The sequence below is a fragment of the Georgenia sp. AZ-5 genome, assembly GCF_043952095.1.
Taxonomy (GTDB): domain Bacteria; phylum Actinomycetota; class Actinomycetes; order Actinomycetales; family Actinomycetaceae; genus Georgenia.
In genome coordinates this window covers 516,499-539,242 of the sequence record NZ_JBINOU010000001.1, presented here as the reverse complement: position 1 = coordinate 539,242, position 22,744 = coordinate 516,499, and the positions used below count along the sequence as shown (strand labels likewise).

Annotated in this window: 19 protein-coding genes and 2 pseudogenes; 12 read left to right on the top strand and 9 right to left on the bottom strand. The window is 69.2% G+C overall.

The window, feature by feature from the left end; genetic code table 11:
• Positions 1-45: 45 nt before the first annotated feature.
• Positions 46-978 (bottom strand): phosphotriesterase, encoded by a 933-nt coding sequence (locus tag ACF0H8_RS02545; RefSeq protein WP_395290795.1) that lies wholly within the window; start codon positions 976-978, stop codon positions 46-48.
• 63 nt (positions 979-1,041) lie between these two features.
• Entirely contained in the window at positions 1,042-2,031 is a 990-nt protein-coding gene (locus tag ACF0H8_RS02540) for a phosphotriesterase (RefSeq protein ID WP_395287424.1), read from the bottom strand.
• 583 nt (positions 2,032-2,614) lie between these two features.
• Here ACF0H8_RS02540 and ACF0H8_RS02535 point away from each other — a divergent pair.
• The 3 genes from ACF0H8_RS02535 (at position 2,615) to ACF0H8_RS02525 (ending at position 4,866) form a co-directional block, all read left to right on the top strand.
• Positions 2,615-3,202, top strand: a complete 588-nt coding sequence (locus ACF0H8_RS02535) for a TetR/AcrR family transcriptional regulator (RefSeq protein WP_395287423.1) — start codon at positions 2,615-2,617, stop codon at positions 3,200-3,202.
• Positions 3,203-3,506: 304 nt separating this feature from the next.
• Positions 3,507-4,118: an NADPH-dependent FMN reductase gene (locus tag ACF0H8_RS02530; protein ID WP_395287422.1), complete on the top strand. Its 612-nt coding sequence runs from the start codon at positions 3,507-3,509 to the stop codon at positions 4,116-4,118.
• Between the two features lie 451 nt (positions 4,119-4,569).
• Positions 4,570-4,866, top strand: a complete 297-nt coding sequence (locus ACF0H8_RS02525) for a hypothetical protein (RefSeq protein WP_395287421.1) — start codon at positions 4,570-4,572, stop codon at positions 4,864-4,866.
• A gap of 43 nt (positions 4,867-4,909) precedes the next feature.
• Here ACF0H8_RS02525 and ACF0H8_RS02520 read toward each other — a convergent pair whose 3' ends face one another.
• Positions 4,910-6,487 carry a methyl-accepting chemotaxis protein gene (locus ACF0H8_RS02520; protein WP_395287420.1) on the bottom strand — a complete coding sequence of 526 codons (1,578 nt, stop codon included), beginning with the start codon at positions 6,485-6,487 and terminating at the stop codon, positions 4,910-4,912.
• Positions 6,488-6,788: 301 nt separating this feature from the next.
• Between ACF0H8_RS02520 and ACF0H8_RS02515 the strand changes: the two genes are divergently transcribed.
• A complete protein-coding gene (locus ACF0H8_RS02515; RefSeq protein WP_395287419.1) occupies positions 6,789-7,076 on the top strand; it encodes a DUF664 domain-containing protein in 288 nt (95 codons plus the stop codon).
• 15 nt (positions 7,077-7,091) lie between these two features.
• Here the strand turns inward: ACF0H8_RS02515 and ACF0H8_RS02510 are convergent, their stop codons facing one another.
• The 4 genes from ACF0H8_RS02510 to ACF0H8_RS02495 all read right to left on the bottom strand — a co-directional run bounded on the left by ACF0H8_RS02510 (position 7,092) and on the right by ACF0H8_RS02495 (position 11,352).
• Entirely contained in the window at positions 7,092-8,588 is a 1,497-nt protein-coding gene (locus ACF0H8_RS02510; RefSeq protein ID WP_395287418.1) for an amino acid permease, read from the bottom strand.
• 337 nt (positions 8,589-8,925) lie between these two features.
• Positions 8,926-10,590 (bottom strand): FAD-dependent oxidoreductase, encoded by a 1,665-nt coding sequence (locus ACF0H8_RS02505; protein ID WP_395287417.1) that lies wholly within the window; start codon positions 10,588-10,590, stop codon positions 8,926-8,928.
• A gap of 292 nt (positions 10,591-10,882) precedes the next feature.
• Positions 10,883-11,173 (bottom strand): gamma-glutamyltransferase, encoded by a 291-nt coding sequence (locus tag ACF0H8_RS02500; protein WP_395290794.1) that lies wholly within the window; start codon positions 11,171-11,173, stop codon positions 10,883-10,885.
• Between the two features lie 17 nt (positions 11,174-11,190).
• The gene (locus ACF0H8_RS02495) at positions 11,191-11,352 is read right to left on the bottom strand and encodes a gamma-glutamyltransferase (RefSeq protein WP_395287416.1); all 162 of its coding nucleotides are present in this window, start codon (positions 11,350-11,352) and stop codon (positions 11,191-11,193) included.
• A 365-nt stretch (positions 11,353-11,717) separates the two neighbouring features.
• On the opposite strand from ACF0H8_RS02495, the gene ACF0H8_RS02490 reads away from it, so the two are divergent.
• The 6 genes from ACF0H8_RS02490 to ACF0H8_RS02465 all read left to right on the top strand — a co-directional run bounded on the left by ACF0H8_RS02490 (position 11,718) and on the right by ACF0H8_RS02465 (position 19,133).
• Complete coding sequence (locus tag ACF0H8_RS02490; RefSeq protein ID WP_395287415.1) at positions 11,718-14,231, top strand: TIM-barrel domain-containing protein; 2,514 nt, start codon at positions 11,718-11,720, stop codon at positions 14,229-14,231.
• A 14-nt stretch (positions 14,232-14,245) separates the two neighbouring features.
• Positions 14,246-15,268, top strand: coding sequence for a TRAP transporter substrate-binding protein (locus tag ACF0H8_RS02485; protein ID WP_395287414.1), 1,023 nt, complete (start codon positions 14,246-14,248; stop codon positions 15,266-15,268).
• A gap of 8 nt (positions 15,269-15,276) precedes the next feature.
• Positions 15,277-15,789 carry a TRAP transporter small permease gene (locus tag ACF0H8_RS02480; protein WP_395287413.1) on the top strand — a complete coding sequence of 171 codons (513 nt, stop codon included), beginning with the start codon at positions 15,277-15,279 and terminating at the stop codon, positions 15,787-15,789.
• Entirely contained in the window at positions 15,789-17,093 is a 1,305-nt protein-coding gene (locus tag ACF0H8_RS02475) for a TRAP transporter large permease (RefSeq protein ID WP_395287412.1), read from the top strand. The genes ACF0H8_RS02480 and ACF0H8_RS02475 overlap by 1 nt, the downstream gene beginning before the upstream one ends.
• Positions 17,094-17,226: 133 nt before the next feature.
• Complete coding sequence (locus tag ACF0H8_RS02470; RefSeq protein ID WP_395287411.1) at positions 17,227-18,054, top strand: helix-turn-helix domain-containing protein; 828 nt, start codon at positions 17,227-17,229, stop codon at positions 18,052-18,054.
• A gap of 149 nt (positions 18,055-18,203) precedes the next feature.
• On the top strand, positions 18,204-19,133 hold the full coding sequence (locus ACF0H8_RS02465; RefSeq protein WP_395287410.1) for a sugar phosphate isomerase/epimerase family protein: 930 nt from the start codon (positions 18,204-18,206) through the stop codon (positions 19,131-19,133).
• Between the two features lie 179 nt (positions 19,134-19,312).
• Here ACF0H8_RS02465 and ACF0H8_RS02460 read toward each other — a convergent pair whose 3' ends face one another.
• Both ACF0H8_RS02460 and ACF0H8_RS02455 read right to left on the bottom strand, forming a co-directional pair.
• A complete protein-coding gene (locus ACF0H8_RS02460; RefSeq protein ID WP_395287198.1) occupies positions 19,313-20,620 on the bottom strand; it encodes an ISL3 family transposase in 1,308 nt (435 codons plus the stop codon).
• 127 nt (positions 20,621-20,747) lie between these two features.
• Positions 20,748-21,269 (bottom strand): annotated as a pseudogene (locus tag ACF0H8_RS02455) (transposase); the annotation flags it as partial.
• Position 21,270: 1 nt separating this feature from the next.
• Between ACF0H8_RS02455 and ACF0H8_RS02450 the strand changes: the two are divergent.
• Together ACF0H8_RS02450 and ACF0H8_RS02445 are read left to right on the top strand one after the other, a co-directional pair.
• Positions 21,271-21,732: pseudogene (locus ACF0H8_RS02450) on the top strand (transposase); the annotation flags it as partial.
• 222 nt (positions 21,733-21,954) lie between these two features.
• Positions 21,955-22,518: a dihydrofolate reductase family protein gene (locus tag ACF0H8_RS02445; RefSeq protein ID WP_395287409.1), complete on the top strand. Its 564-nt coding sequence runs from the start codon at positions 21,955-21,957 to the stop codon at positions 22,516-22,518.
• Positions 22,519-22,744 lie beyond the last annotated feature (226 nt).

Below are 22,744 nucleotides of genomic sequence, written 5' to 3'. Positions count from 1 at the left end.
GGCGCGGCGGTGCGCCCGGGGGTATGGGTGATCGCGTGCGTGCGATCAGGACTGGATGGTCAGGAAGTCGGCGGGGTTGTCGACGAACAACTTCGTGATCGTGGCCTCGTCCACGCCGGCCGCACGCAGGTCGGGGATGAGGTCCTCGAAGATGTAGTTCACGGTGTGGCCCTTCACGCCCGGCCAGCCGAGGGGGCTGCAGTTGGCGTCGGCCGAGGCGAGCGCCTTGGCGAGGTGGTTGTCGATGAAGCGCATGAAGTGGTCCAGCCGCTCCTTGCGCGGGCGGGCCCAGAACGGCGGGTCCTCGAGCTCGGTCTCGTAGCCGAACGTGTCGAAGCCGACACGACCGCCCTGCTCGGCGATCCAGGTGTCCCGGGTCTTCTCGGCGTTCACGCCGTCGTCGGCGTGCCCGAACAGCACGCGGTCCAGCGGGAGGCCCTCCTCCTGGAAGATGGCGATGGCGTTCTCGGCGTCGATCGCCAGGTGGGTCAGGACCGGCACCCCGGTCGCCAGGGCGGCGCGGGCGGCGGCGCGGTAGATGCGCTTGTCCAGGTCCGTCATGCGCCCACCGCGGCTCACGCCGACCTTGATGACACCGGCGCGGCTGCCGGTGTTCCCGATGCCGACGGTGATCTCGTGGACGAAGTGGCGGGCCAGGTAGTCGACGGTGGCCCGGGCGAAGTGCGGCAGGGCGGTGTCGCCGCCGACGAAGCCCGTGCAGGCGATGATGTGCACCCCGGTCTTCGCGGAGAGCGACTTGTAGTAGTCGACGTCGCGGCCGTTGCAGATGCCGGTGGCGTCGACGAACGTCCCGCCGCCGTACTCGTGGAACTTTCGCAGCTTCGGCACGGTCTCCTCGTACCGTTCCTCGGGCGTCTTCCACCACTTCGTGTCCAGCTCAGAGCCGGGCATCCCATACCCGATGTGCTCGTGAATGGCTACGACGCCGAGTTCTTCAGCTGGAATCGGCCCCAGCACGGTGTTGACTCTCGACAAAATTCTCACCTCTAAGTTCGAAAAGAATGGTCGACGGGCGCGTTCTCAGCGCAGGGTCAGCAGTTCCCGCGGGTTGTCCACGAGGATGCGCCGGGCCTCCTCGTCGGAAAGTCCCAGCGACCTCACGAAGGGCACGAACGTCGAGGCGACGTAGCTGAACGGCAGGTCGTAGTCCGGCTGGCCCTTGGCCACGCCGAGCGCGTTGCTCGAGAGCAGGATCCGGTTCCCGTGGCCGGCCTTGACGAGGTCGAGCACCAGGGAGGCACGCTCCCGGTCGGTGAGGTGGGCGTCGTCGTCGTCCAGGCCCACGTGGTCCAGGGCGACGAAGGCGCCCCGGCGGGCGACCTCGAGCGGCACGCCGGCGGCGACCGCGTCCTTGCGGTCGAGCCCGCCGACGACGACGCGGTCGGCCGGGAGCTGCTCGTCCAGGACGACGTCGAGGTCGTGCAGCGCATCCTTCCCGTACCGGATGGACACGGCGACGCCCGTGTTCAGGGCGGTCCGGGCCGCTCCGCGGAACAGGCTCTCGTCGGTCGGGGTCATGCCCCCGCGAGTGGCCGTGGTGGTCACGAGGCCCGCGGCAGCGCGGCGCTCGACGCGCGGGACCACCATGCCCTCGGTGACCTCCTTCGTGAAGAGGTCCGCGAACCTCTCGGCCGGCCACGGCGTCGGCGGGTTGGTCTGCGGCGTCAGGAAGTAGCCGCCCAGCATCTCCTCGGGGCCCATGCCCGTCGAGGCGACGATGTGCACGCCGGTCGAGCGCGAGAGTGCCTCGTACAGCCTCACGTCGCGGCCGTGGAACATGCCGGTGCTGTCGACGATCGTCCTCCCGCCGTGGTGGCGGAAGTCCGTCAGCTTCTGGGCCAGGATCTCGAAGATCTCCGCGCGGTCGATGGTGATGTCGTACGCGTGCTCGGCCCCCGGAACCACGGAGAGCAGGGCCTCGTGAACCGAGACGACCCCCAGGTCGTCAGCGGGAACGGGGCCGAGGACGGTGTTGACCGTTTTGCCCCTGGCGGTCTGTGCGTCCGTCATTGGCGCTACCTTTCGTCAGCGTCACGCCAGCGGGGGCGTCACGCGTTGTGGAGGATCATGCACGGCCACATCTGGTTCGGTTCCTCGCCGAGGGTGCGGGCGGCAGTCAACGAAGGAAGGCAGTGCACCGGGGAGCCTGGCGTCGGTCAGACGGGCCGTAGTCCACCGCCTTGTGGGTGTGATCCTCCTTACGTCACGCCCACTAAGTTGACATGCTGTCATGCCAAAGTCAAGAAGGACTCTCCCGAGTGGGCCGCTCTCCCGAGTGGGCCGCTCTCCCGAGTGGGCCGCCATCCCGAAAGTCTGAGCGGGGGCACACGATGGGCCGCTGCGCCGGTTGACGTCGCGCCGACTCCGGAGAGCGCAGATCCGCCGGCGGCCTCCGGGGACTCACCAGCTCGTGACGCGCCGGTACTTGAAGCGAGGAGCCGCTGGCCGTTCTGGAGCTTTGCTCCCGGGTGGGCGCCACCCCGGGGGGCTATCGCACTTCATCACGTCTGCTAGCTGGCAGGGTGTCAGCTCATCCGCCTCGGCGGTTCTTGGGTGGACCGTCCGCTCACCGGACTTGCACTAGCCTGACCGCGTGACGCGCCTCCGGGAAGCCCAGAAGCAGATGACGCGGCGCCTGCTGCTCGAGAAGGGCCTGGAGCTCTTCGAGACGAAGGGGTACGCGGCGACGACGATCGACGACATCGCCGTCAGCGCCGGCACGACGCGGACGACGTTCTACATGCACTTCCCCTCGAAGGCGCACCTGATGCGCGAGCTGGTGACCGAGGTCAACGAGATCATCACCAGCACCGACGACCCGCCCCTGACCACGGTCGTGCAGTCGGGTGACCGTGCCGGGATCCGGGCCTGGCTGTCACGGAAGATGGACCAGTGGCCCACGATCCTCCCGTACGTGCACGCGGGGGAGCAGGCTGCCGGCGTCGACCCCGAGGTCAGGGACGCCGTGGACGGATGGTTCGACGCGACGATCGAGGACATGGCCATCGGCCTCGACCGGGCCGATCGCTTCGAGCCGTCGACCCGCCGCACGCGGTGCGCCCTGGCGTTCGGGCAGCTGCAGTTCCTCTCCCTGCGGTGGAAGCGACTGGGCTGGGACGCCGACCGTGAGACGGCGCTGGGCCTCCTGGTCGACGGCTGGTGCTCCCTCCTGACCGAGTAGCACTGCGGTCACGCAGCGTCGTCCGGCACCTCGGCACCCCTTGCGCCGGTTCCTCCTTCGGCACTCGGGCCAGTGACGTGACACGCCGGCTTCGGCCTCCGCCCTCCGCCCGGCGTGGCCCGACCCAGACCGGGCCGTGCCATCTCCTCCGCCACGCCACGGCTCCAGCCTTTGCCCAGCCTTCCGCCAGGCCGGACCGGGCTCTACCCAACCACGCGGCAGTCAGACCGGGACCTCCCGGCGGGCCCTGGACGCCGCGGCGTCCCGGAATACTTTCTCAACGTTGTCGACCGAAAGGACATCCATGACTGCCCCTGCTGATTCACTGCCCACGCTCCTCGTCGTCGTCGCGAGCACCAGGCCCGGCCGGGTGGGCATCCACGTCGGCGAGTGGATCCGCGAGCACGCGGAGGCTCACGGCAGCTTCGACGTGCGGTTCGTGGACCTCGCGGAGCTGGCTCTGCCGTTCATGGACGAGCCGCGCCACCCGAAGCTGCGCCAGTACGAGCACCAGCACACCAAGGACTGGTCCGCCGTCGTCGACGGCGCGGACGCGTTCCTGTTCGTCACCCCCGAGTACAACCACGGTTACAACGCCGTGCTGAAGAACGCCCTGGACTTCCTCCACCAGGAGTGGGCCGACAAGCCCGCGGGCCTCGTGAGCTACGGCGGCGTGGCCGCCGGCACCCGCGCCGTCCAGCAGCTCAAGCCCGTGCTGGCCGCGCTGCGCATGGTGCCCGCCGTGGAGGCCGTCACCATCCCGTTCGTCGCCAACCTCCTCGGGGAGGAGGGCTCGCTGCAGCCCACGGACACCGTCAGCGCGTCCGCCACCGCGATGCTCGACGAGCTCGCCCGCCTCACACGGCTGCTGCTCCCGGCGCGTCGTGGTGCGGACCTGGCGCTCGCCCGCAGCTAGGACGCGCGCCGGCGCCCCGGCCTCGTCCTCGAGAAGACCACGGGTCGGTGTGGCGCACGTCCTGGGAGCGGTGGGGCGAGCTGGCGGTCGAGGGCGAGGCGGGCAACCCGGTGGAGTACTACAGGCGCTGCCGCGCGGAGCTGCGTCGCGTCGTCGGCTGAGGCCGGGGCCGTGCGGGACGAAATACCCAAAGAGGGCGGGAGGCCCTGGCCGGAATCGCCGGCGTGACCGCGGCGGCCGGCGGGGCGCTGTAGCTGGTGGCGGAGTGGGAGCGCGGCCTGGCGGGTGCCGAGCTGGTCGAGGAGATCGGCTCGTTCCTCGACACGCTGCCGCCGACGGCCCGCCGCTGACCGCTCAGGCGAGAGCACCCAGAGGCGTGCCCGCGAGCGCGGTCTAGCGTCAGGGGTAACGGAGAAATACCGTCCTTCATCGTCGAGGGAGACACACTCGGATGAGCACCTCAGTCCGCCTGCGCCGTTTCCTGGGCGCGCACGACGTCGTGGGGGCGTCCGCCCGCCTGGCGCTGTCCTCAGCGGTCGCCGCACTGATCCTTCTCGGGGTGGCCGTGCTCGCCCCGGTGATGACCCCCGTCGGGCTGGTGGCCATGGCGGAGGCCCTCGCCGGCATGGCCGTCGCGGCAGCGGCTGCCGGTGCGGTCCTGTGGGCCGTAGCGGACTGGGAGCGCGGGCTCGCGGGCGCCGAGCTCGTCGAGGAGATCGACACCTTCCTCCAGAGCGGGCGCAGCTGACCGTTCCCGCGTGGGTCCGACGGCGAGGACCCCCTGGCCCTGGTCAGACGGTGAACTGCCCGACCCGCGCCCGCAGATCCGCGGACATGCGGGCGAGCTCCCCGACGGCCGTGCCCATCTGCCCCGCGACCTCGCTGTTCGCGGCGGCCGCCCGGGCCATGCTCGACATGCTCCCGGCGATCTCGCCGGCGCCCGCGGCGGCCTCGGCCACGCCACGGGACATCTCGTCGGTGGTGGCCGTCTGCTCCTCCACCGCCGAGGCGATCGATGTCTGGTAGTCGTTGATCCCGCCCACGATCAGCAGGATCTCGTCGATGGCCGTGACCGCGCCGCCCGTGTCGGCCTGGATCGCCTCGACGCGCCGGGCGATGTCCTCCGTCGCCCTGGCGGTCTGCTGGGCGAGCTCCTTGACCTCCGCGGCCACCACCGCGAATCCTCTGCCCGCCTCCCCCGCCCGCGCCGCCTCGATCGTGGCGTTCAGCGCGAGGAGGTTCGTCTGCTCGGCGATGGAGGTGATGAGCCTGACGACGTCGCCGACCTCCTGGGACGAGGCGCCCAGCTTCGCGACCGTCCGGTTCGTCGCGGCGGCGACCTCGGTGGCATGCGAGGCGACCTTCGCGGCCTCGGTGGCGTTGCGGGCGATCTCCTGGATGGAGGCGCCCATCTGCTCGGCGCCGGCGGCGACGGTCTGGACGTTGTCGGACACCTGCCCGGCCGCGGCGGCGACCACACCGGCCTGGGCGGAGGTCTCGCTCGACCCGGCCGCCATCTGGGTGCTGCTCGTGGCGAGCTCGTCCGCCGCGGCGGCCACCACCCGGGCGGCGCCGGCGACCTGGCCGACCAGCGTGCGGAGGCTGGCCGACGCCGTGTCGAGCGCCGCGGCCATCCGGCCGATCTCGTCACGGTCGGCGATGTCGGTCGAGCGGGTGAGGTCGCCGGAGGCCAGCGCCTCAGCCACCTCCTTCACCTCTCTCACCCGCCTGCTCATCCGGCGCGCGACCCGCAGGCCGATGGCCATGGCTATGGCGGTGCCGACGAGGGCGACAGCGATGATCGTGGCGCGCACGGTCCTGCCGGTGGACTCGGCGAGCTCCTTGCCGGCGAGCGACTCCTCCCGCTGCAGCGCGATGACCTCGTCGATGCCCGCGGTGATCGAGATCTGGAGGGACTCCAGCTGCCCCTCCCCCATGGCGGAGGCCTCCTCGAGGCGGCCGGCGTCGACCAGCGCGTCGACCTGGGGCAGGAGGGCCCTGTACTCCCTGACGTCCGCGACCAGCTGCTCGAGCACGCCGCGCTGCTCCGGGAAGGCGTAGTCCCTCAGGAGCTCCTCGCTGCGGGTGACGACGTCCGACAGGCCCGCGTCCGCGGACTCGCGCAGCTGTTCCTTGATCTCCGGGTCGACCGCGATGGCGGCGCTGACGGCGTCGTAGTTCGCCAGCACGAACTCCGACTTGATGTCCCCGGCGAGGGCGGTGGCCCGGACGTCACGCGAGTACAGCCTCTCGACGGTGCCCTCCAGCCTGGTCGCCCCGACCGTGCCTACGACGGCCACGCCGGCCGCGACAGCGGTGGAGACGCCCAGCGCGATGAGGATCTTGGTGGCGACCCTCAGGTCCGTCATCTTCTTGCGCCGACGCTTCTGGGCGGGTCCGGACGCCGCCGCGCGTGGGCGCCTCGGGAGCGGACGCGACCTGCGAGTGCCGGTGCCGCGGGACAGCGTCATGGTCATCTTCGACTCCAGGGACGAGCTTCTTCGAGGCGGCGGCCCGGCTTCCGGCATCCGGGCGGCGGTGGTGGCACCAGTGCGCACCGCCGACCACACCGCATGGGACGGTCGGCCCTACGCCCTCTAGTTCGGCATCACCTGTCCGTTCGTTACCGAATGGGCCTGGCTTCTTCTGTCGACGATCTAGCCTCGGGCCATGTCGACCGGCGACACCCCGTGGGAGCCCCCGCTCGCCGGCACCGAGGTCGAGCACCTGCTCGGCGCCCTCGAGCGGATGCGTGCGACCTTCCGGTGGAAGGCCGGTGGCCTGGACGCGGAGGGGTACCAGGCGCACGTGGCCGACGCCGGGGTGCACGCCAGCCTGCGCCGGCTCATCTGCGACCTGGTCGAGGAGTACGGCCGTCACACCGGGCACGCGGACCTGCTGCGCGAGGCGGTCGACGGCCTGGTGGGTGAGGACCCGCCGCCGGGGTGGACGCCGTGAGAGCCCCGGCTGCCGCTAGGCCGGTCCCCGCCGCGCACCCAGGGTTCCGGGCGTTCCGGTGGCCAGCCGGCTGTGCCGCCGGCCGTAGAGGAAGTACAGGATCAGCCCGACGACGATCCAGAGCCCGAACCGCACCCAGGTCTCCGCCGGCAGGTTGAGCATGAGCCAGACGCACGCTGCGGCGGACAGTGCCGGCAGCACGGGCACGCCGGGCACCCGGAAGGCTCGCGGAAGGTCCGGGCGCGTGCGTCGCAGGATGATCACGCCGATCGAGACCAGCAGGAACGCGAAGAGCGTTCCGATGTTCACGAGCTCGGCCAGCGTCCCGAGCGGGACGAACCCCGCGAGCACGGCGACGGCCACGCCGGTGGCGATCGTGATCCGGTGGGGAGTGCGGTAGCGGCGGTGCACCTCGCCGAACGGCGGCGGTAGCAGGTGGTCCCTGCTCATCGCGAACAGCACCCGTGACTGGCCCAGGATCATGATCATGACGACCGAGGTGAGGCCGGCCAGCGCCCCGACGGAGATCAACCCGGACGTGAACGTCAGCCCGACGCTCCGGAACGCCTCGGCCAGCGGTGCGTCGGTCGAGAGCTGGGTGTAGTGCTGCATTCCGACGACGACCAGGGAGACCGCGACGTACAGCACCGTGCAGATCGCCAACGAGCCGATGATCCCCCGCGGGAGGTCCCGCTTCGCGTTCTTGGTCTCCTCGGCCGCCGTCGCGACGATGTCGAAGCCGAGGAAGGCGAAGAAGACGATCGCGGCGCCCGCGAAGATGCCACTCACCCCGAAGGTGCTGGGCGAGAAGCCGGCGATGAGCTGGATCAGCGGCGCGGTCCAGCCGGTGCCGCCCGACGTCCCCGGCTCCGACGGTGGGATGAAGGGCGTGTAGTTCTCTGCCCTCACGAAGAACAGCCCGAGGATGATGACGAGCAGCACGACGGCGAGCTTGATGACCACGATGACCGCCGTCACCCGCGAGGACAGCTTGATGCCGAGCACCAGCACACCGGTCACCACGAGGGCGATGACCACTGCCGGGATGTTCACCGTCGCCGTCTCCCCCGCGATGGACGCGGGAAGGGGAACGCCGAGGTCGCCCAGCAGGCTGTTGCAGTAGCCGGACCAGCCGACGGAGACGGTGGCGGCGCCGAGCACCAGCTCGAGGACCAGGTCCCACCCGATGAGCCAGGCGACGAACTCGCCGAAGGTGGCATAGGAGAACGTGTACGCGGAACCGGCCACCGGCACGGTGGAGGCGAACTCGGCGTAGCAGAGCGCGGCCAGGCCGCACACCACGCCGGCGATGACAAAGGAGATTGCGACCGCGGGGCCGGCCTGCTCCTTCGCGACCACACCGGTGAGCACGAAGATCCCGGTGCCGATGATCACGCCGACCCCGAACACCGCCAGGTCCAGGGCCGAGAGACTCTTGCTGAGCCGGTGCTCCGGTTCCTCGGTGTCACGGATCGAGTCCTCGACGGACTTGACGCGGGTTCGTGCGGCCACGGCGCGCCTCCTCGACCGCCGGCCGGAGCCGGAGCTGATCGTGCGTGCCGCAGCCTCTCACGGGCCCGGCGAGCGCGCATGCGGCGGTCGCGTGGCCCTGGGCGCTCCCGGCAGCTCCCTCGTAGGAGCCCTTTCGGGGCGGCTTGGCCCGGTGGTTGGTGGTCTTCTGGATGCTGCCGTCCGGGTTGTGGTACGTCCACTCCCCGCTCTACTTCTTTCCCGTGCTCACAGGACCCGCTGTCGGTGAGCGCTCCGCGTTCCACAGGTACCCCGAAAGGCGGACGGGAGCTGCTGTGCGCTCGCCGGGACGCGGCGCGCGCCCGTCACAGCGACGTGGTCAGGGTCGCGCGGCGAGCAGGCGGTGGACGAGCTGGATCGCGATCGAGCCCTCACCGACGGCGGACGCCACGCGCTTCACGGATCCATGGCGGACGTCCCCCGCCGCGAGGACTCCCGGGACGCTGGTCTCCAGCGCCATCGGGCGGCGCCCGAGCGCCCGGAGCGCATCGGCACTCAGGTCCGCTCCGGTCATGAGGAAGCCATCGGGGTCCCGCTCGACCGTCGGAGGCAGCCACTCGGTGTGCGGCCGGGCCCCGATCGTCAGGAACAGGTCGTGGGCGCTGACCGTCTCCTCCTCGCCGCCGACGCGATCGCGCAGCACCAGGTGGTCCAGCCGGCCGTCACCGCCGCCGCCGACGACTTCGGTGCGCGTCCGGATCTCGACGTTGGGGGTCGCCTCGACCTCGCGGACCAGGTAGTGCGACATCCCGGCGTCGAGCGTCGCGGCCCGCACGACGAGCGTGACGCGCCGGGCGTAGCGGGCCAGGTGCAGTGCTGCCTGCCCGGCGGAGTTCGCGCCCCCGACGACGTAGACGTCGTCCCCCGCCACGAGCGGTGCCTCCGAGGCGGCGGCGCCGTAGAAGACCCCGGCACCGTGCAGCCTCTCGAGGGCCGCGACGCCGAGGCGCCGGTAGCTGGCGCCCGTCGCCAGGACGACCGTGCGACCGGCCACGACACCGCCGGTGGCCAGGTCGAGGACGGTCGCGTCGCGCTCCCGCCGGAGGCTGCTCCCCCGCTGCATGAAGGCGAAGCGGGCGCCAAAGACCCACGCCTGCTCGTATGCCCGGCGGGCCAGCTCCCCGCCGCTCACGCCACGGGGAAAGCCGAGGTAGTTGCGGATCGACGAGCTGGACGTGGCCTGGCCACCGAGGCTGCCGGAGTCGATGATGAGGGTGCGTAGCCCCTCCGAGGCGCCGTAGACGGCCGCGGAGAGGCCGGCGGGTCCGCAGCCGACGATCACGAGGTCGTACTCGTCCCCCGCGGCGTCGACCGCCGTCCCCGCCGCTCGCGCGATGTCCTCGTCGCTGGGGTCCTCCAGGACGTGCCCGTCCGGCATCACCACGACCGGCAGCCTCGCACCCGTACCGGCGCCGGCGAGAACGGCGCGGCCCTCGTCGGAGCCGGCCAGGAAGAACCGGTGCGGCAGCGCGCAGCGCTCCAGCACCTCGCGCAGCTCGTAGGCCCGGCCGGACCAGGTCTCCCCCACCACGTTGATCGTGTGCGGGGCGCTGTGCCGCGCCTCGGCCCACGCGAGCAGGAGGCTCGAGATCGCCTGGTGGAACCGCTCGTCGGGCGGCCGGGCGGGCCGTACCAGGTAGTGGTCCATGCGCCCACCGGCGATCGCGTCGAAGATCGCCTCACCGGTCGCCGGGTGCCCGAGGCGGCCCCAGCCGATGAGCAGGACGCGCTGGGCGTGCGGGAAGGTGCGCCGCACCTCCGCCAGCAGCCGCGTACCGGGTGCGTCCGAGATGACCTCGCCGGCAAGCACCAGGGCGACCTGCTCGCCGGCGGCCGCGAGCGCCTCCAGCGTGGAGAGCGCCTCGCTCGGCGAGCGCAGGCAGCGGACGCGGTAGTCGGGCACGTACCGGTTGCGCAGCTCGCGCTCGACGTCTCGCAGCAGGTCGGGGTCGTCATCGACCGCGACCAGCAGAGGGCCGCTCATGCCGGCTGGTCGGGCGGTCGGGCTGCTGCCCACACGCGCCCGATCGTACGAGCGAACGTTCTGCGGTGCCAGGCTTCGCCGTAGACCATCTCGCCACCCGTGAAACTCGGCGCGACCTCTGAGCACAGGGGGCAATCGAGGCCTCCGCCATGAACCGCTGCGCAAGCCCGACGCCTGCCGAGGCGATCGGCCGGACCGCGGCGTCGCCTACGCCCGCGAGGGAGGAGGCTCCCGGTCGAACGGTGTGGTCGGCCGAGGTCCCAGACCCGCCCCATGCCGCTGCAAGCCATTCTCAAGACAGAGCCCCCGCCGGCAATTCTTGGCCAGGGCACGTACCCGTCGGAGGCGGGCTTCGAGGGGGACGAGCCCACCCAGGCTGTTGAACTGTGTCTGGTCGCTGATGTCGCCTGGGCCGTGGTCGCTGCGCATGCCGCAGGGCGAGGAAGTCCGAGACCGGGAACCCCTCCGCCGCCAGGGTGATCGCCGGCTGCTGCAGCTCGGACGACTCCATCTCGCCGTGGTCCTCGTGCAGGGCGGCCATGCCGGCGACGAACCCAGGGATGCCCGTGCCGGACGCCGGGATGACACCGTCGTGGGCAACTACCTCGCGATAGTCGTAGCTCTGCGCTCACCGCCGGTGGGAGCGACGACGGCCGAGCCTCCGCCACCGATGCCGGAGGCGAACGGCTCGACCACGGAGACGGCAAGGGCGGTGCGGATCGCGGCGTCGACGGCGTCCCCGCCGTTCTCGAGCACGCTCATGCCTGCCTCGACGGCGGCCGGGTGGGCCGCACCGACTGCCTCTGATGTCAGGCGGTCGAGATCCGGTAGCAGCGTGGGGCCCGGGCCAGCGGACGTCAGAGCCTCATAGCCGAGCGCTGACGGTGTCGTTGCCGTGACGCAGGACGCCCACCGTCACCCAGGACTCCTCGGCGAAGCTTGCGCGAACGCGGTGGGCACCAGAAGGGCAAGATCCGTCAAGCCCCGGCCCAAAGACGGCAAATTCGGTCAAGTGGTGGTTTCTGCGACGTTCGTAGCCTTGTTCCAGCCGATCACGGGTGACGTGGACGTTGTCAGCGCTGACCGGCTGGAGAGCGAATCCCGACGGAGAGAGAGCGCCCGTGCGTGTGACCACACGAGTTGAGAAGGTTGAGCTGGTCGACGGCTGGGTCCGCGTCCGCACGGACGGCGTCGAGATCCGCCTTCTCCTCATGACCGAGGACATCCTCCGCATCCGCGCGGGGTTCGACGGCGATTTCGCCGAGGAGTCGTACACGCTGGTCACGACCGCCTGGCCGGACCGGCTCGACGAGTTCATGGGCGCCGAGCGCACCCGCGTCACCCCGGCACGGGTCAGCCTCGACGACCGGACCGATGGCGTCTCCGTGACTGGCGGCAACCTCCGCGTCGAGATCGAGAAGGACCCGTTCCGGATCTGCGTCTACGACGGCGAGGGGACGCTGCTCCACGCGGACATCGTCGGCCTCGGCTATTTGGAGGACTCGAACCGGCGCCGTGTCCACGCGAGCGAAATCTCTTCCGACGACGCCTTCTACGGCTTCGGAGAGACGACGGGGCCGCTGAACAAGGCCCAGAAGCTCATCACAATGAGCCCGAAGGACGCCCTCGGCTACGACGCCCGTGAAACCGACCCGCTGTACAAGCACATCCCGTTCTACCTCAAGCTGAACCGGGCCACCCGCAAGGCGGTCGGGTACTTCTACCACAACACCTTCGAGTGCGACTTCGACCTGGGCCGGGAGAAGAGCAACTACTGGGCCCCGCACAGCCGTTACCGTGCCGACGGCGGCGACATCGACCTCTTCCTCATCGCCGGGCCCGCTATCCGCGACGTCGTGCAGCGCTACACGACGCTGACGGGCCGGCCGCCGCTGCTGCCCAAGTACGCTCTCGGCTATCTCGCCTCGTCGATGTACTACGCCGAGCTCGACGCCGGCAGCGACCGGGCGATCACCGACTTCATCGACATCGCCCGGGCCGAGGACATCCCCGTCGATGGCTTCCAGCTGTCCTCCGGTTACTCCACGCAGGAGACCGAGGCGGGTCCGAAGCGCTGCGTCTTCACGTGGAACGAGCGCCGCTTTCCCGATCCGGAGGGGTTCTTCACAGCGATGGCCGAGCGGGGCATCACCGTCTCCCCCAACGTCAAGCCCGCCGTTCTCGACGTCCACCCCAGGCTCGGAGAGTTCGCCGCCGAGGACGTCTTCGTCGCCCGAAGCGCCGACGCAGCCGCGAGCGTCGGCGAGGGCCCCGCGGTGGGCGCCTGGTGGGGTGGTCCGGGCCGGTTCGTCGACTTCACGAAGCCCGCGGCCCGCGAGGCGTGGAAGCGCTGGCTCACCGAGGCCGTCCTGGACAAGGGCACGACGTCTGTGTGGAACGACAACTGCGAGTACGACGGGATCATCGACAAGGACTCCCGCTGCGACTTCGACGGCGCTGGCGCGACGATCGGGCGCCTGCGCACCGTCATGGCGAACCTCATGTGTCAGGTGACCCGCGACAGCATCGCCGAGAAGAATCTCTCGGTCCGCCCCTACATCGTCTGCCGTGCCGGCCACGCCGGCATCCAGCGCTACGCGCAGACCTGGGCGGGCGACAATTCGACGTCCTGGGCGAGCCTGCGGCACAACGTCGCCACGATCCTCGGCATGGGCCTGTCCGGGGTCCCCAACCAGGGCGCCGACATCGGCGGCTTCCACGGGCCAGCGCCCGAGCCCGAGCTCCTCGTCCGCTGGGTGCAGCACGGCATCTTCCAGCCCCGCTTCTCGATCCACTCGGTGAACTCCGACAACACCGTCACCGAGCCCTGGATGTACGGCGACCGCACCTCGCATATTCGGGACGCGATCAAGTTGCGCTACCGGCTCTTCCCGTACCTGTACTCGCTCATGGCGCGCGCCCACCGGACCGGCCTGCCCCTCATGGAACCGCTCGTCAGCGCCTTCCAGGGGGACCCCGCGGGCGACGATAACTCCGACGACTTCATGCTCGGCGACTCCCTCCTCGTTGCGAACGTCCTCACGCCGGGGGCGACCACCCGCACGGTCCGATTCCCGGCCGGCGAGGTGTTCTACGACGCGTGGACACGGGAACGCTACGAGGGCGGGCAGACCGTCGACCTGCCGGTCGACCCCGGCTCGATACCGCTCTTCGTCCACGGCGGCGGCATCGTTCCGCTCTCGGCCAACCAGCTCGACAGCCTCACCCGCGACGAGGTCACCGACCTGCGCCTCGTCTGCGCCGCCGACCGCGACGGCCACTTCCTGCTCTACGAGGACGACGGGCTCACCCGCGCCCACGAGGATGGAGCGTTCAGGGAGACCCAGATCACCATGACCGCCGGCGACCAGGTGGTCCTCGACCTCACCCGTCGCGGCGACTACCGCAGCGCCGTCAGGACGCTGCTCTTCGACGTCATCCACCCCGGGCGGGCCCCGCACTGGGTCGCCCTCGACGGCGACCGCATCCCGCAGCTTCTCTACCGCGAGCATTTCGACGCCGCGGACGTCGGCTGGCACTACGAGCCCACGCTCGGGTCAGTGCTCATCAAGACGCCGAACCCCGACGGCGATCTCGTCGTCACGATCTCGTTCGAGCCCGTCGACATGCTCGGCATGTGAGGGAGATAAGGAACATGAGAACACATCTGTTCGGTTGCGTCGCGGCCCTGCTGGCCGCGGCATCGCTCACGGCCTGCGCGTCGAGCTCTGGCTCGACGAGTGCGCAGGCCACTCCCGAGAACCCGCTCGTCCTGCGGCTCGCGCACAACCTCACCGACCAACACGTCACCTCCCAGGCGCTGACAGCGTTCGCCGAGGACGTCGAGGAGCGCAGCGGCGGGCGCATCGTCGTCAGGATGTACGGTGGCGGCCAGCTGGGCTCCGAGACCCAGGTCCTCGGTCAGCTCAACCAGGGGATCGTCGACATGACTCGTGTGAGTGCCCCGGGCCTGGCGAACTATGACCCCGGCTATCACACGTTCGGCCTGCCGTACATCTTCGAGTCCGAGGACGAGTACTACGACGTCATGGACTCGCCGGAGATGGCCGAGTACTTCCGCTCGACCGTCGACGACGGCTTCGTCGGCCTCACGTACTACAGCTCGGGCGCGCGATCGTTCTACACCCCCAGCACTCCGATCCGCACGCCGGAGGACCTACGGGGCATGAAGATCCGCGTCCAGGACATGCGGTCGCAGACCGACTTCATGGATGAGCTCGGCGCCGCGCCGATCGTCATGGCGTTCGGCGACACGTACACCTCGCTGCAGACAGGTCTCATCGACGGTGCCGAGAGCAACGAGACCGTGCTGACCCAGAGTGCTCACGGCGAGGTCGCGAAGGTCTTCTCCATGACGGAGCACACGCGGATCCCCGACATGCTGGTGATCAGCAGTGACGCGTGGGAGCGGCTCGACGGGGCGGACCAGGAGCTGATCTCCGAGGCCGCCCGGGCGTCCACCGAGGAGCACAAAGTCGCCTGGGCGGAGAGCATCGAGCAGGCGGTGGTCGACGCCGAGGCGATGGGCGTCGAGTTCCTCACCGACGTCGACACCGACGCCTTCCGCGACGCCACCCGGCCGGTCGTCGAAGGGTACGCCGAGGAGTACCCCGAGGTCGCGGAGCTCCTCTCGGTCATCGAGTCGGCCAGGGAGTGAGGACCGCCATGACGACGCACGACCGTCTGAACAGGGTGAGAAGAGTGCTGGGTGGGATCCTCGTGTGGTTCGCCGGCATCCTCCTCGTCAGCATGACCGTCCTGGTGCTCTACCAGGTGTTCACCCGCTACGCGCTCGGCAACCCGGCGGCCTTCACCGAGGAGCTCGTGCGTTACGCGCTCATCTGGACATCGTTCATCAGTGCCGCCTACGCGTTCCTGCACCGCAAGCACATGGCGCTTCTCGTCGTGCGGGACAGGTTCGCGCCGGCAACGAGGCGTGGCCTGATCATCGGGACCGACGTGCTCGTCCTGCTCTTCGCCGTCGTCGTGCTCGTGGTCGGCGGCACGATGCTCGCGCTGAGCGCGCGCAACGACTACTCGGCCCTGCTCGGAATCTCGCGCGGCCTGGTCTACGCCATCGCGCCCATCGCCGGGCTCGCGATCACCGCCGCACAGGTGCTCAACATCTGGGAAGACCTAACCGGGGCTCCCTCGATCGAGACGGAGGGAACCGACTAATGGAAGCCCTGACCGCTGCCGCCGTCCTGTTCGCCGCGTTCTTCATCCTGCTCTTCGCCGGCATCCCCATCTCGGTCGGGATCGGTGTCGCCTCATTCCTCACCGCGCTGGTGTTCCTCTCGTGGGACGACGCCACGTACATCGTCGGCCAGCAGATGAACGTCGGCATCGAAAGCTTCTCGCTGCTCGCCGTTCCGCTGTTCATCTTCGCCGGGAACATCATGAACAACGGCGGCATCGCGCGGAGACTCGTCGATCTGGCCCTCGTGCTCGCCGGCAGGGTGCCCGGTGCCCTCGCCCACACCAACGTCCTCGGCAACATGCTGTTCGGGTCCCTGTCCGGCTCGGCCGTCGCAGCGGCCGCCGCGATCGGAGGCACGCTGCACGAGCGCCAGAAGGAGGAGGGGTATGACCCCGCCTTCAGCGCGTCGGTCAACATCGCCTCCGCCTCGACGGGGCTTCTCATCCCCCCGACGACGGCCGCGATCGTCTACTCGACCGTCGCCGGTGGCGTGTCGGTCTCGGCGCTGTTCATGGCCGGCTACGTACCCGGCATCCTCATGGGACTCGTCGTCATGACGGTCGCATACCTCTACGCCCGGCGCCGCCGGTATCCCACGACGCGCGGGCTCACGGCTGGTCAGGGAGCCAAGGTCTTCCTCCGGGCGATCCCCAGCTTGCTGCTCATCGTCGTCGTCGTCGGCGGCATCGTCGCCGGCGTCTTCACCGCGACCGAGGGCGCGGGCGCCGCGGTGCTCTACTGCCTCGTCCTGTCGCTCATCTACCGCAGCATGACGTGGACCGACTTCAAAGAGGTAGTCACCCGCACCGTAGTGTCGACCGGCGTCGTCATGTTCCTCATCGCCGCGTCGTCGGCGATGTCCTGGATCATGGCCTACACGGGTATCCCGACGGCGATCACCAATGCGCTGTTGTCAGCGGCAGAGTCCAAGACGCTCATCCTGCTGCTCATGGTCGTCGTCCTGCTCGTCGTCGGGACGTTCATGGACATCACGCCGGCGATCCTCATCTTCACCCCGATCTTCCTGCCCATCGCGACCGAGCTGGGCATGCATCCGGTTCATTTCGGCATGATGCTCATCCTCGCGATGTGCATCGGCACGATGACCCCGCCGGTAGGTTCCGTGCTGTTCGTCGCGAGCGGTGCGAGCGGGGTGACGATCGAGCAGGTTGTCCCGAAACTTGTCCCGTACTTCGTCGGACTCATCCTCCTGCTCCTCGCCATCACCTACATCCCGGGCCTCTCCCTCGGGATACCCGGATGGATGGGCCTGCTCGGGTGACGGCGTGGCAGCCTCGCCGCACCAGCAGAAGGAAGCCAGGTGTGGGGCGAGGAACAGACCCAGCCAGGGGGCCAGTCCATCCTGTGAACCGACCGGCCTCCCCGGCCGAACATCCACGAAAGTAGGGGACGAGGTGCTGGACTTCGCCGGCGATCTCATGGCCAGCGGCCGCGATGTTGCCGTGGCGCGGATCCGCGGCGTCAACGACAACATGGTGCGGCCGCACCGGCACGACTACTTCGAGATCTACTTCCTCGAGGCGGGCAGCCGCTATCACCGGACGGCCCACACCCTGTACCGGATCGAGCAATCCGAGCTCATCATCTTCCCGCCCGACGTCGAGCACTTCTCATACGGCGACGACGGCGTCCCGTTCCGCCGGGTCGTCCTCTACTTCACGCCTGACGCCGTCTTATACCCGCACGTCCTCGAGGCGGTCAGAGCCGAGGTCTCAGTCGTTCGGCCCGAAGGAACGGGCCTGCGCGCAACGCAAAACGTCGTCGAGCAGCTCCTCGCCGCACAAGACGTATTGGGCGACGGCTCCCAGGACGAAATGAAGCTGCTCATCACACAACTGCTCGTCAAACTGCTCCGCGGGGAGCACCGCGACGCCAGGTTGGCGCCCCGCGAGGGGCGAATCGCCGACGTCATCCACTACCTCCACGACCACTACGCCGAGCCGATCGACCTCACGACGCTGGCAGAGCAATTCTTCATCAGCCCGTTCTACCTATCGCGCGAGTTCAAGAAGCACACCGGCACGACGATCATCGGCTATGTCAACGGGCTACGGGTCGGCCGGGCTGAGCGACTCCTCCAGGAGACCGAGGACCCCATCAGTCAGATCAGCACCGAGGTCGGGTTCGCCAACGTCTCCCACTTCAACCGAGTCTTCCGCGCCCGCACAGCGATGTCTCCGTCACAGTGCAGGGCGCGGGAGAAGACCGGGGAGACGGCGTAGGCGACAGCATCGATACCGACGAGGACGAGCTGGCGATTCCTGCTACCTCCCCGGCGCCGCCTCTCGCTCACCGTCCGCGTCCCACCCGACAGGTCGACGAGTTCGATGCTCGAACTGCCCCCTGAGGCATCGACGAAAGTAGACACGTAATGAGCCCAAGATCAAGACTTGCCGCGAATCCCATTCCCTACTGGTTGCGCCGCGGGGAGGTCAGAAAGACTGTCGATGCCTTCGCGCTAGCATTTGCAGACCTCCATGACATCGGTTACCGCGCCGTTGTCGCTGACGTCCCCGATGGTATGGCCGCCGATGATTATCGGCATTGGCTCTCGATCTATGACCTTGAGCCCGCGGTAGGCTTTTTCTCCTCCCCGATCGAAGGAGTAGATTTATCCGCTGAAGTCTCCCGGGCCCGTCGCTTCGCTGCCGTGCACGTTGAGCTCGGGCTCGACTGCACGATGCTCGCAGCGGCGCCGGTGCGGGACCGGTGGGCCCAGCCAGCGGTCGGCGCCGGCTACTCCGAAAGCCGCCTCGCCCGCGTCACTGACGGAATCGGCCTCATCTGTGAAGCCCTCAACGCTGAAGGATTGAGACCACTTCTCCATCCGCTGGTGGGTGGACTCGTGGAGACGGAACTCGAAATCCGCACCGTGCTTGACACCCTCGGCCCAGCTTTCATCGGCTTCGGCCCAGACACGGGCCACATGTGCTGGGCCGGAGTCGACCCTGCCGACATGATCAGACATTACCCGGACCGCATCGGCGCCATCCACCTCAGTGACGTCTTCGAGGACCACCTCAGGCCTGCTACAAGGGAGTCCAATGCCGCGGAGCTCATCGCAACCGGTCGCCTGTGGGCAGGTCTGGGTACTGGCGTGGTCGACTTTCCGGCCGTCCTGGCGGCTCTCCCTCCAGATTTCGATGGAGATTTCGTCACCGAGGTCGACCGACCCAGTACTGACTCTATCTACAAGTCACACGAGGCGTCGTTCCAGTGGGCTACCAAAGCTCTGGCCGACTTGATCGAGTCACACGAAAGCAGCCGAAGCGGCCTTGCGCCTTATCTCGTCGATGACTGAACGCGTGATGCACACCCGCGCGGCAACTGCATCGCCTTTGGCGGCTCTTCGTGGTTCGCGGTGAATCGGCCTGCTGTGATGGGGGCTCTTCGCGGTTCGTGGTGAACGGCTTGCTGTGATGGGCGTTCACGCTGCTGTTCTCGCGGCGCTCGTGAGGAGAATACGGGTTTTGTGGCTCTTCAGAATTGACGGTGTAGTCGGGGTCTGAATCCGCCGGCCTCCAGCAGGGATCTGGCGATGTAGTTGGTGAGGTTGCGGAACCCGAGTGCGGAGCCGCGCAGGTGCTCGAGCCGTCCGTTGATGGCCTCGGTGGGCCCGTTGGACGTGCCGGGACGATCGAAGTAGGCCAGGACGTCCTCTGCGCGGCGGCTCAGGGTGCGGCCAAGCGTGCGCAGCTCGGTCAGGGCGGTGGGCACGCCGTGGCTGAGGGAGTCGATCGCGGCGTGCAGCAGTTCGCGGCCTCGGGTGGTGTCGGGGTGGCGGTAGGCGGTGATCATGCGCTGGTAGACGGCCCAGGTCGCCTCGACCGCGACGTGGGCGTCGCCGTCGAAGAGGTCCTCCAACCGCTGCTTTTGCTTGTCGGTGAGCAGGTCGGTCCCGGTGTGCAGGGTCCGCCGGGCGGCGTAGAGGGGATCCCCCTTGCGGCCGCGGCGCCCGCGGGTGTGCTGCTGGACGCGCCGGCGGCACTGGTCCAGGGCGTCCCCGGCCAGGCGGACGACATGAAAGGGGTCCATGATCGCGACGGCGTCGGGAAGCTCCTCGGCGGTGGCGGTCTTGAACCCGGTGAAGCCGTCCATCGCGACGATCTCGACCGCCTGACGCCAGGACTTGTCTCGTTCGGCGAGCCACTGCTTGAAGACCTGCTTGGAGCGGCCCTCGACCATGTCCAGCAGCCGGGCCGGTCCGGTGCCCTCACGGATCGGGGTGAGGTCGATGATCACGGTGACGTACTTGTCCCCGCGGCGGGTGTGTCTCCACGCGTGCTCGTCCACACCGACGACCTTGACGCCGTCGAACCGGGCGGGGTCGTCGATGAGGACTCGCTTTCCCTCGGCCAGGACCGCGGCGTTGGCGGTGTTCCACGACACGCCCAGGCCCTCGGCGACCCGGGCCACGGTCAGGTGCTGGCACACGATGCCCTCCAGCGCCCAGCGCAGGCCCCGGCGGGAGAGCTTCGCCCGCGGCTCGGCGGCCTTCGTGGTGTCCTGGCGCCACACGTGCCCGCACCCGGTGCACCGGTAGCGGCGGACCGTGACCACCAGCGTCGTCGGACGCCACCCCAGCGGCTCGTGCGCCAACCGCCGGATCACCGTGTCCCGAGGCGAGCCCTCGCACCCGCACCGGCGGCACCACTCGTCGGGCTCGACCACGCGGCAGGCCAACACCGCTCGGTCCGGCTCGAGCCGCTGCCCCACGACCTCCAAACCGAGCTCGTCGAGGCGGGCGAACGTGGTCAGGTCAGGGCGAGCGAAGGTAACGTCGGGCACGTCGAGGTCTTTCGGATGAGCGGCGTAGGAACCCTCATCATCGGAAGACCTCGACCCCTATCCAGCGACCGACGCGCCGACTCCCGTTACACCCTCAACTGCGAAGAGCCTTTGGGGCTCTTCAGAATTAACGGTGTAGTTGGGGTCTGAATCCGCCGGCCTCCAGCAGGGATCTGGCGATGTAGTTGGTGAGGTTGCGGAACCCGAGTGCGGAGCCGCGCAGGTGCTCGAGCCGTCCGTTGATGGCCTCGGTGGGCCCGTTGGACGTGCCGGGACGATCGAAGTAGGCCAGGACGTCCTCTGCGCGGCGGCTCAGGGTGCGGCCAAGCGTGCGCAGCTCGGTCAGGGCGGTGGGCACGCCGTGGCTGAGGGAGTCGATCGCGGCGTGCAGCAGTTCGCGGCCTCGGGTGGTGTCGGGGTGGCGGTAGGCGGTGATCATGCGCTGGTAGACGGCCCAGGTCGCCTCGACCGCGACGGGGGCGTCGCCGTCGAAGAGGTCCTCCAACCGCTGCTTTTGCTTGTCGGTGAGCAGGTCGGTCCCGGTGTGCAGGGTCCGCCGGGCGGCGTAGAGGGGATCCCCCTTGCGGCCGCGGCGCCCGCGGGTGTGCTGCTGGACGCGCCGGCGGCACTGGTCCAGGGCGTCCCCGGCTCGATCGGGTCGCTGTGGGCGCGTGCTGGCATCGGCGGCCAACACCCACGACAGCCAGATGTTCGTTCCGCTGTTGGAGACCAACCCGGGCGTGCGCAGCAGTCGCGGACGGCCGGGACGGCCACGCCGCCGTGCGGACAAGGCGCACGCCGACAAGGGTTACGACTACCGCCGGTGCCGCAGCCATCTTCACCGCCGTGGAATCGGTGTCCGCATCGCCCGCCGCGGTGTCGAAGACAAGGCCAGGCTGGGCCGCGTGCGCTGGGTGGTCGAGCGCACGGTGTCCTGGCTGTTGCGGTTCAAACGCCTCGGGCTGCGCTACGACCTCACCGAGGCAACCCTGCGCCCGCTGCTGACCCTCGCCTCGTCAATCATCAACCTACGACGCCTGATCCAAGCAGAGCCTGCTCCGCGGCCGCTCCGCTCGCAAACGGTAGCTGTACGGTTGGCCCCCGGTCACTGAGAATCAATGCGTACCAGGTATCTGAAACGACGCTGGTCAGCTGGGGTGCAGCTCAACGGATTGCCGCCACCGATCAGCTGCTGTCCGATTGGGGTTCCCTTCCGTACCCACGCACATCCGCTTGGCGTGGTGGTGAACCGGCCCTCGGTGTGGCCTGACCGATGATTTTTCCGCGCCGTGCTGGTCTGTACACCGAGTACCGACTCACGGGAGCCTGACACCATGCGAAAACTGACCTTCGGCATGAACCTGAGCCTGGACGGCTACATCGCCGCGCCCGGCGACGACCTCGGCTGGAGTGTGCCGAGCGACGAGTTGTTCCAGTGGTGGTCCGACCGGGTGAGGGCGACAGGCATGGCGCTGTACGGGCGCAAACTGTGGGAGACGATGAGCTCCCACTGGCCGACCGCCGACCAGCAGCCGGGTGCCACACCGGCGGAGATCGAGTTCGCCCGCCGCTGGCGGGACATGCCGAAGGTGGTGTTCTCCTCGACGACCAGCACGGTCGACTGGAACACCCGCCTGGTCACCGGCGACGCGGTCACCGAGATCACCCGGCTCAAGGCCGAGGACGGCGGCCCCATGGATATCGGCGGCGCCACACTCGCCGCAGTGGCCATGTGGGACGGGCTGATCGACGAGTACGCGATCGTCACCCATCCGGTCCTGGTAGGTGGCGGCACGCCGTTCTTTGCGGCGCTGGACAACTGGGTGAACCTGACCCTGGTGGAGACCCGGACGTTCCCTGACGGCGTGGTCCTGACCAGGTACGAGACCAGGCGCTGAGTACCCAACCTCGGATCGGCCGGGCTTCGGGCCGCCCAAGGATCTCGTGGCGCTGTGTTTCGAGGCGATCGTGATACCCGTCCCGGATCACAGACCGTGTATGTAAGGGATCCCCATATGAGACTGCCGAGCAGGTTCTGAGACCAGGTCTTAGGCCGGACGCGTCGAGAGGTCTTTGCGGGAACGCCCTCAGTTTCGGGCCGTTCTTGCAGCCCTTGCAGTGGTG

Excerpts from the sequence above, each read along its gene's own strand:
- ACF0H8_RS02485 (WP_395287414.1), top strand. The coding sequence starts at position 14,246 with ATGAGAACACATCTGTTCGGTTGCGTCGCGGCCCTGCTGGCCGCGGCA.
- ACF0H8_RS02495 (WP_395287416.1), bottom strand. The coding sequence starts at position 11,352 with ATGAGCGTGCTCGAGAACGGCGGGGACGCCGTCGACGCCGCGATCCGC.
- ACF0H8_RS02520 (WP_395287420.1), bottom strand. The coding sequence starts at position 6,487 with ATGACGGACCTGAGGGTCGCCACCAAGATCCTCATCGCGCTGGGCGTC.
- ACF0H8_RS02480 (WP_395287413.1), top strand. The coding sequence starts at position 15,277 with ATGACGACGCACGACCGTCTGAACAGGGTGAGAAGAGTGCTGGGTGGG.
- ACF0H8_RS02445 (WP_395287409.1), top strand. The coding sequence starts at position 21,955 with ATGCGAAAACTGACCTTCGGCATGAACCTGAGCCTGGACGGCTACATC.
- ACF0H8_RS02465 (WP_395287410.1), top strand. The coding sequence starts at position 18,204 with ATGAGCCCAAGATCAAGACTTGCCGCGAATCCCATTCCCTACTGGTTG.
- ACF0H8_RS02540 (WP_395287424.1), bottom strand. The coding sequence starts at position 2,031 with ATGACGGACGCACAGACCGCCAGGGGCAAAACGGTCAACACCGTCCTC.
- ACF0H8_RS02515 (WP_395287419.1), top strand. The coding sequence starts at position 6,789 with ATGTCGACCGGCGACACCCCGTGGGAGCCCCCGCTCGCCGGCACCGAG.
- ACF0H8_RS02525 (WP_395287421.1), top strand. The coding sequence starts at position 4,570 with ATGAGCACCTCAGTCCGCCTGCGCCGTTTCCTGGGCGCGCACGACGTC.
- ACF0H8_RS02475 (WP_395287412.1), top strand. The coding sequence starts at position 15,789 with ATGGAAGCCCTGACCGCTGCCGCCGTCCTGTTCGCCGCGTTCTTCATC.
- ACF0H8_RS02530 (WP_395287422.1), top strand. The coding sequence starts at position 3,507 with ATGACTGCCCCTGCTGATTCACTGCCCACGCTCCTCGTCGTCGTCGCG.
- ACF0H8_RS02505 (WP_395287417.1), bottom strand. The coding sequence starts at position 10,590 with ATGAGCGGCCCTCTGCTGGTCGCGGTCGATGACGACCCCGACCTGCTG.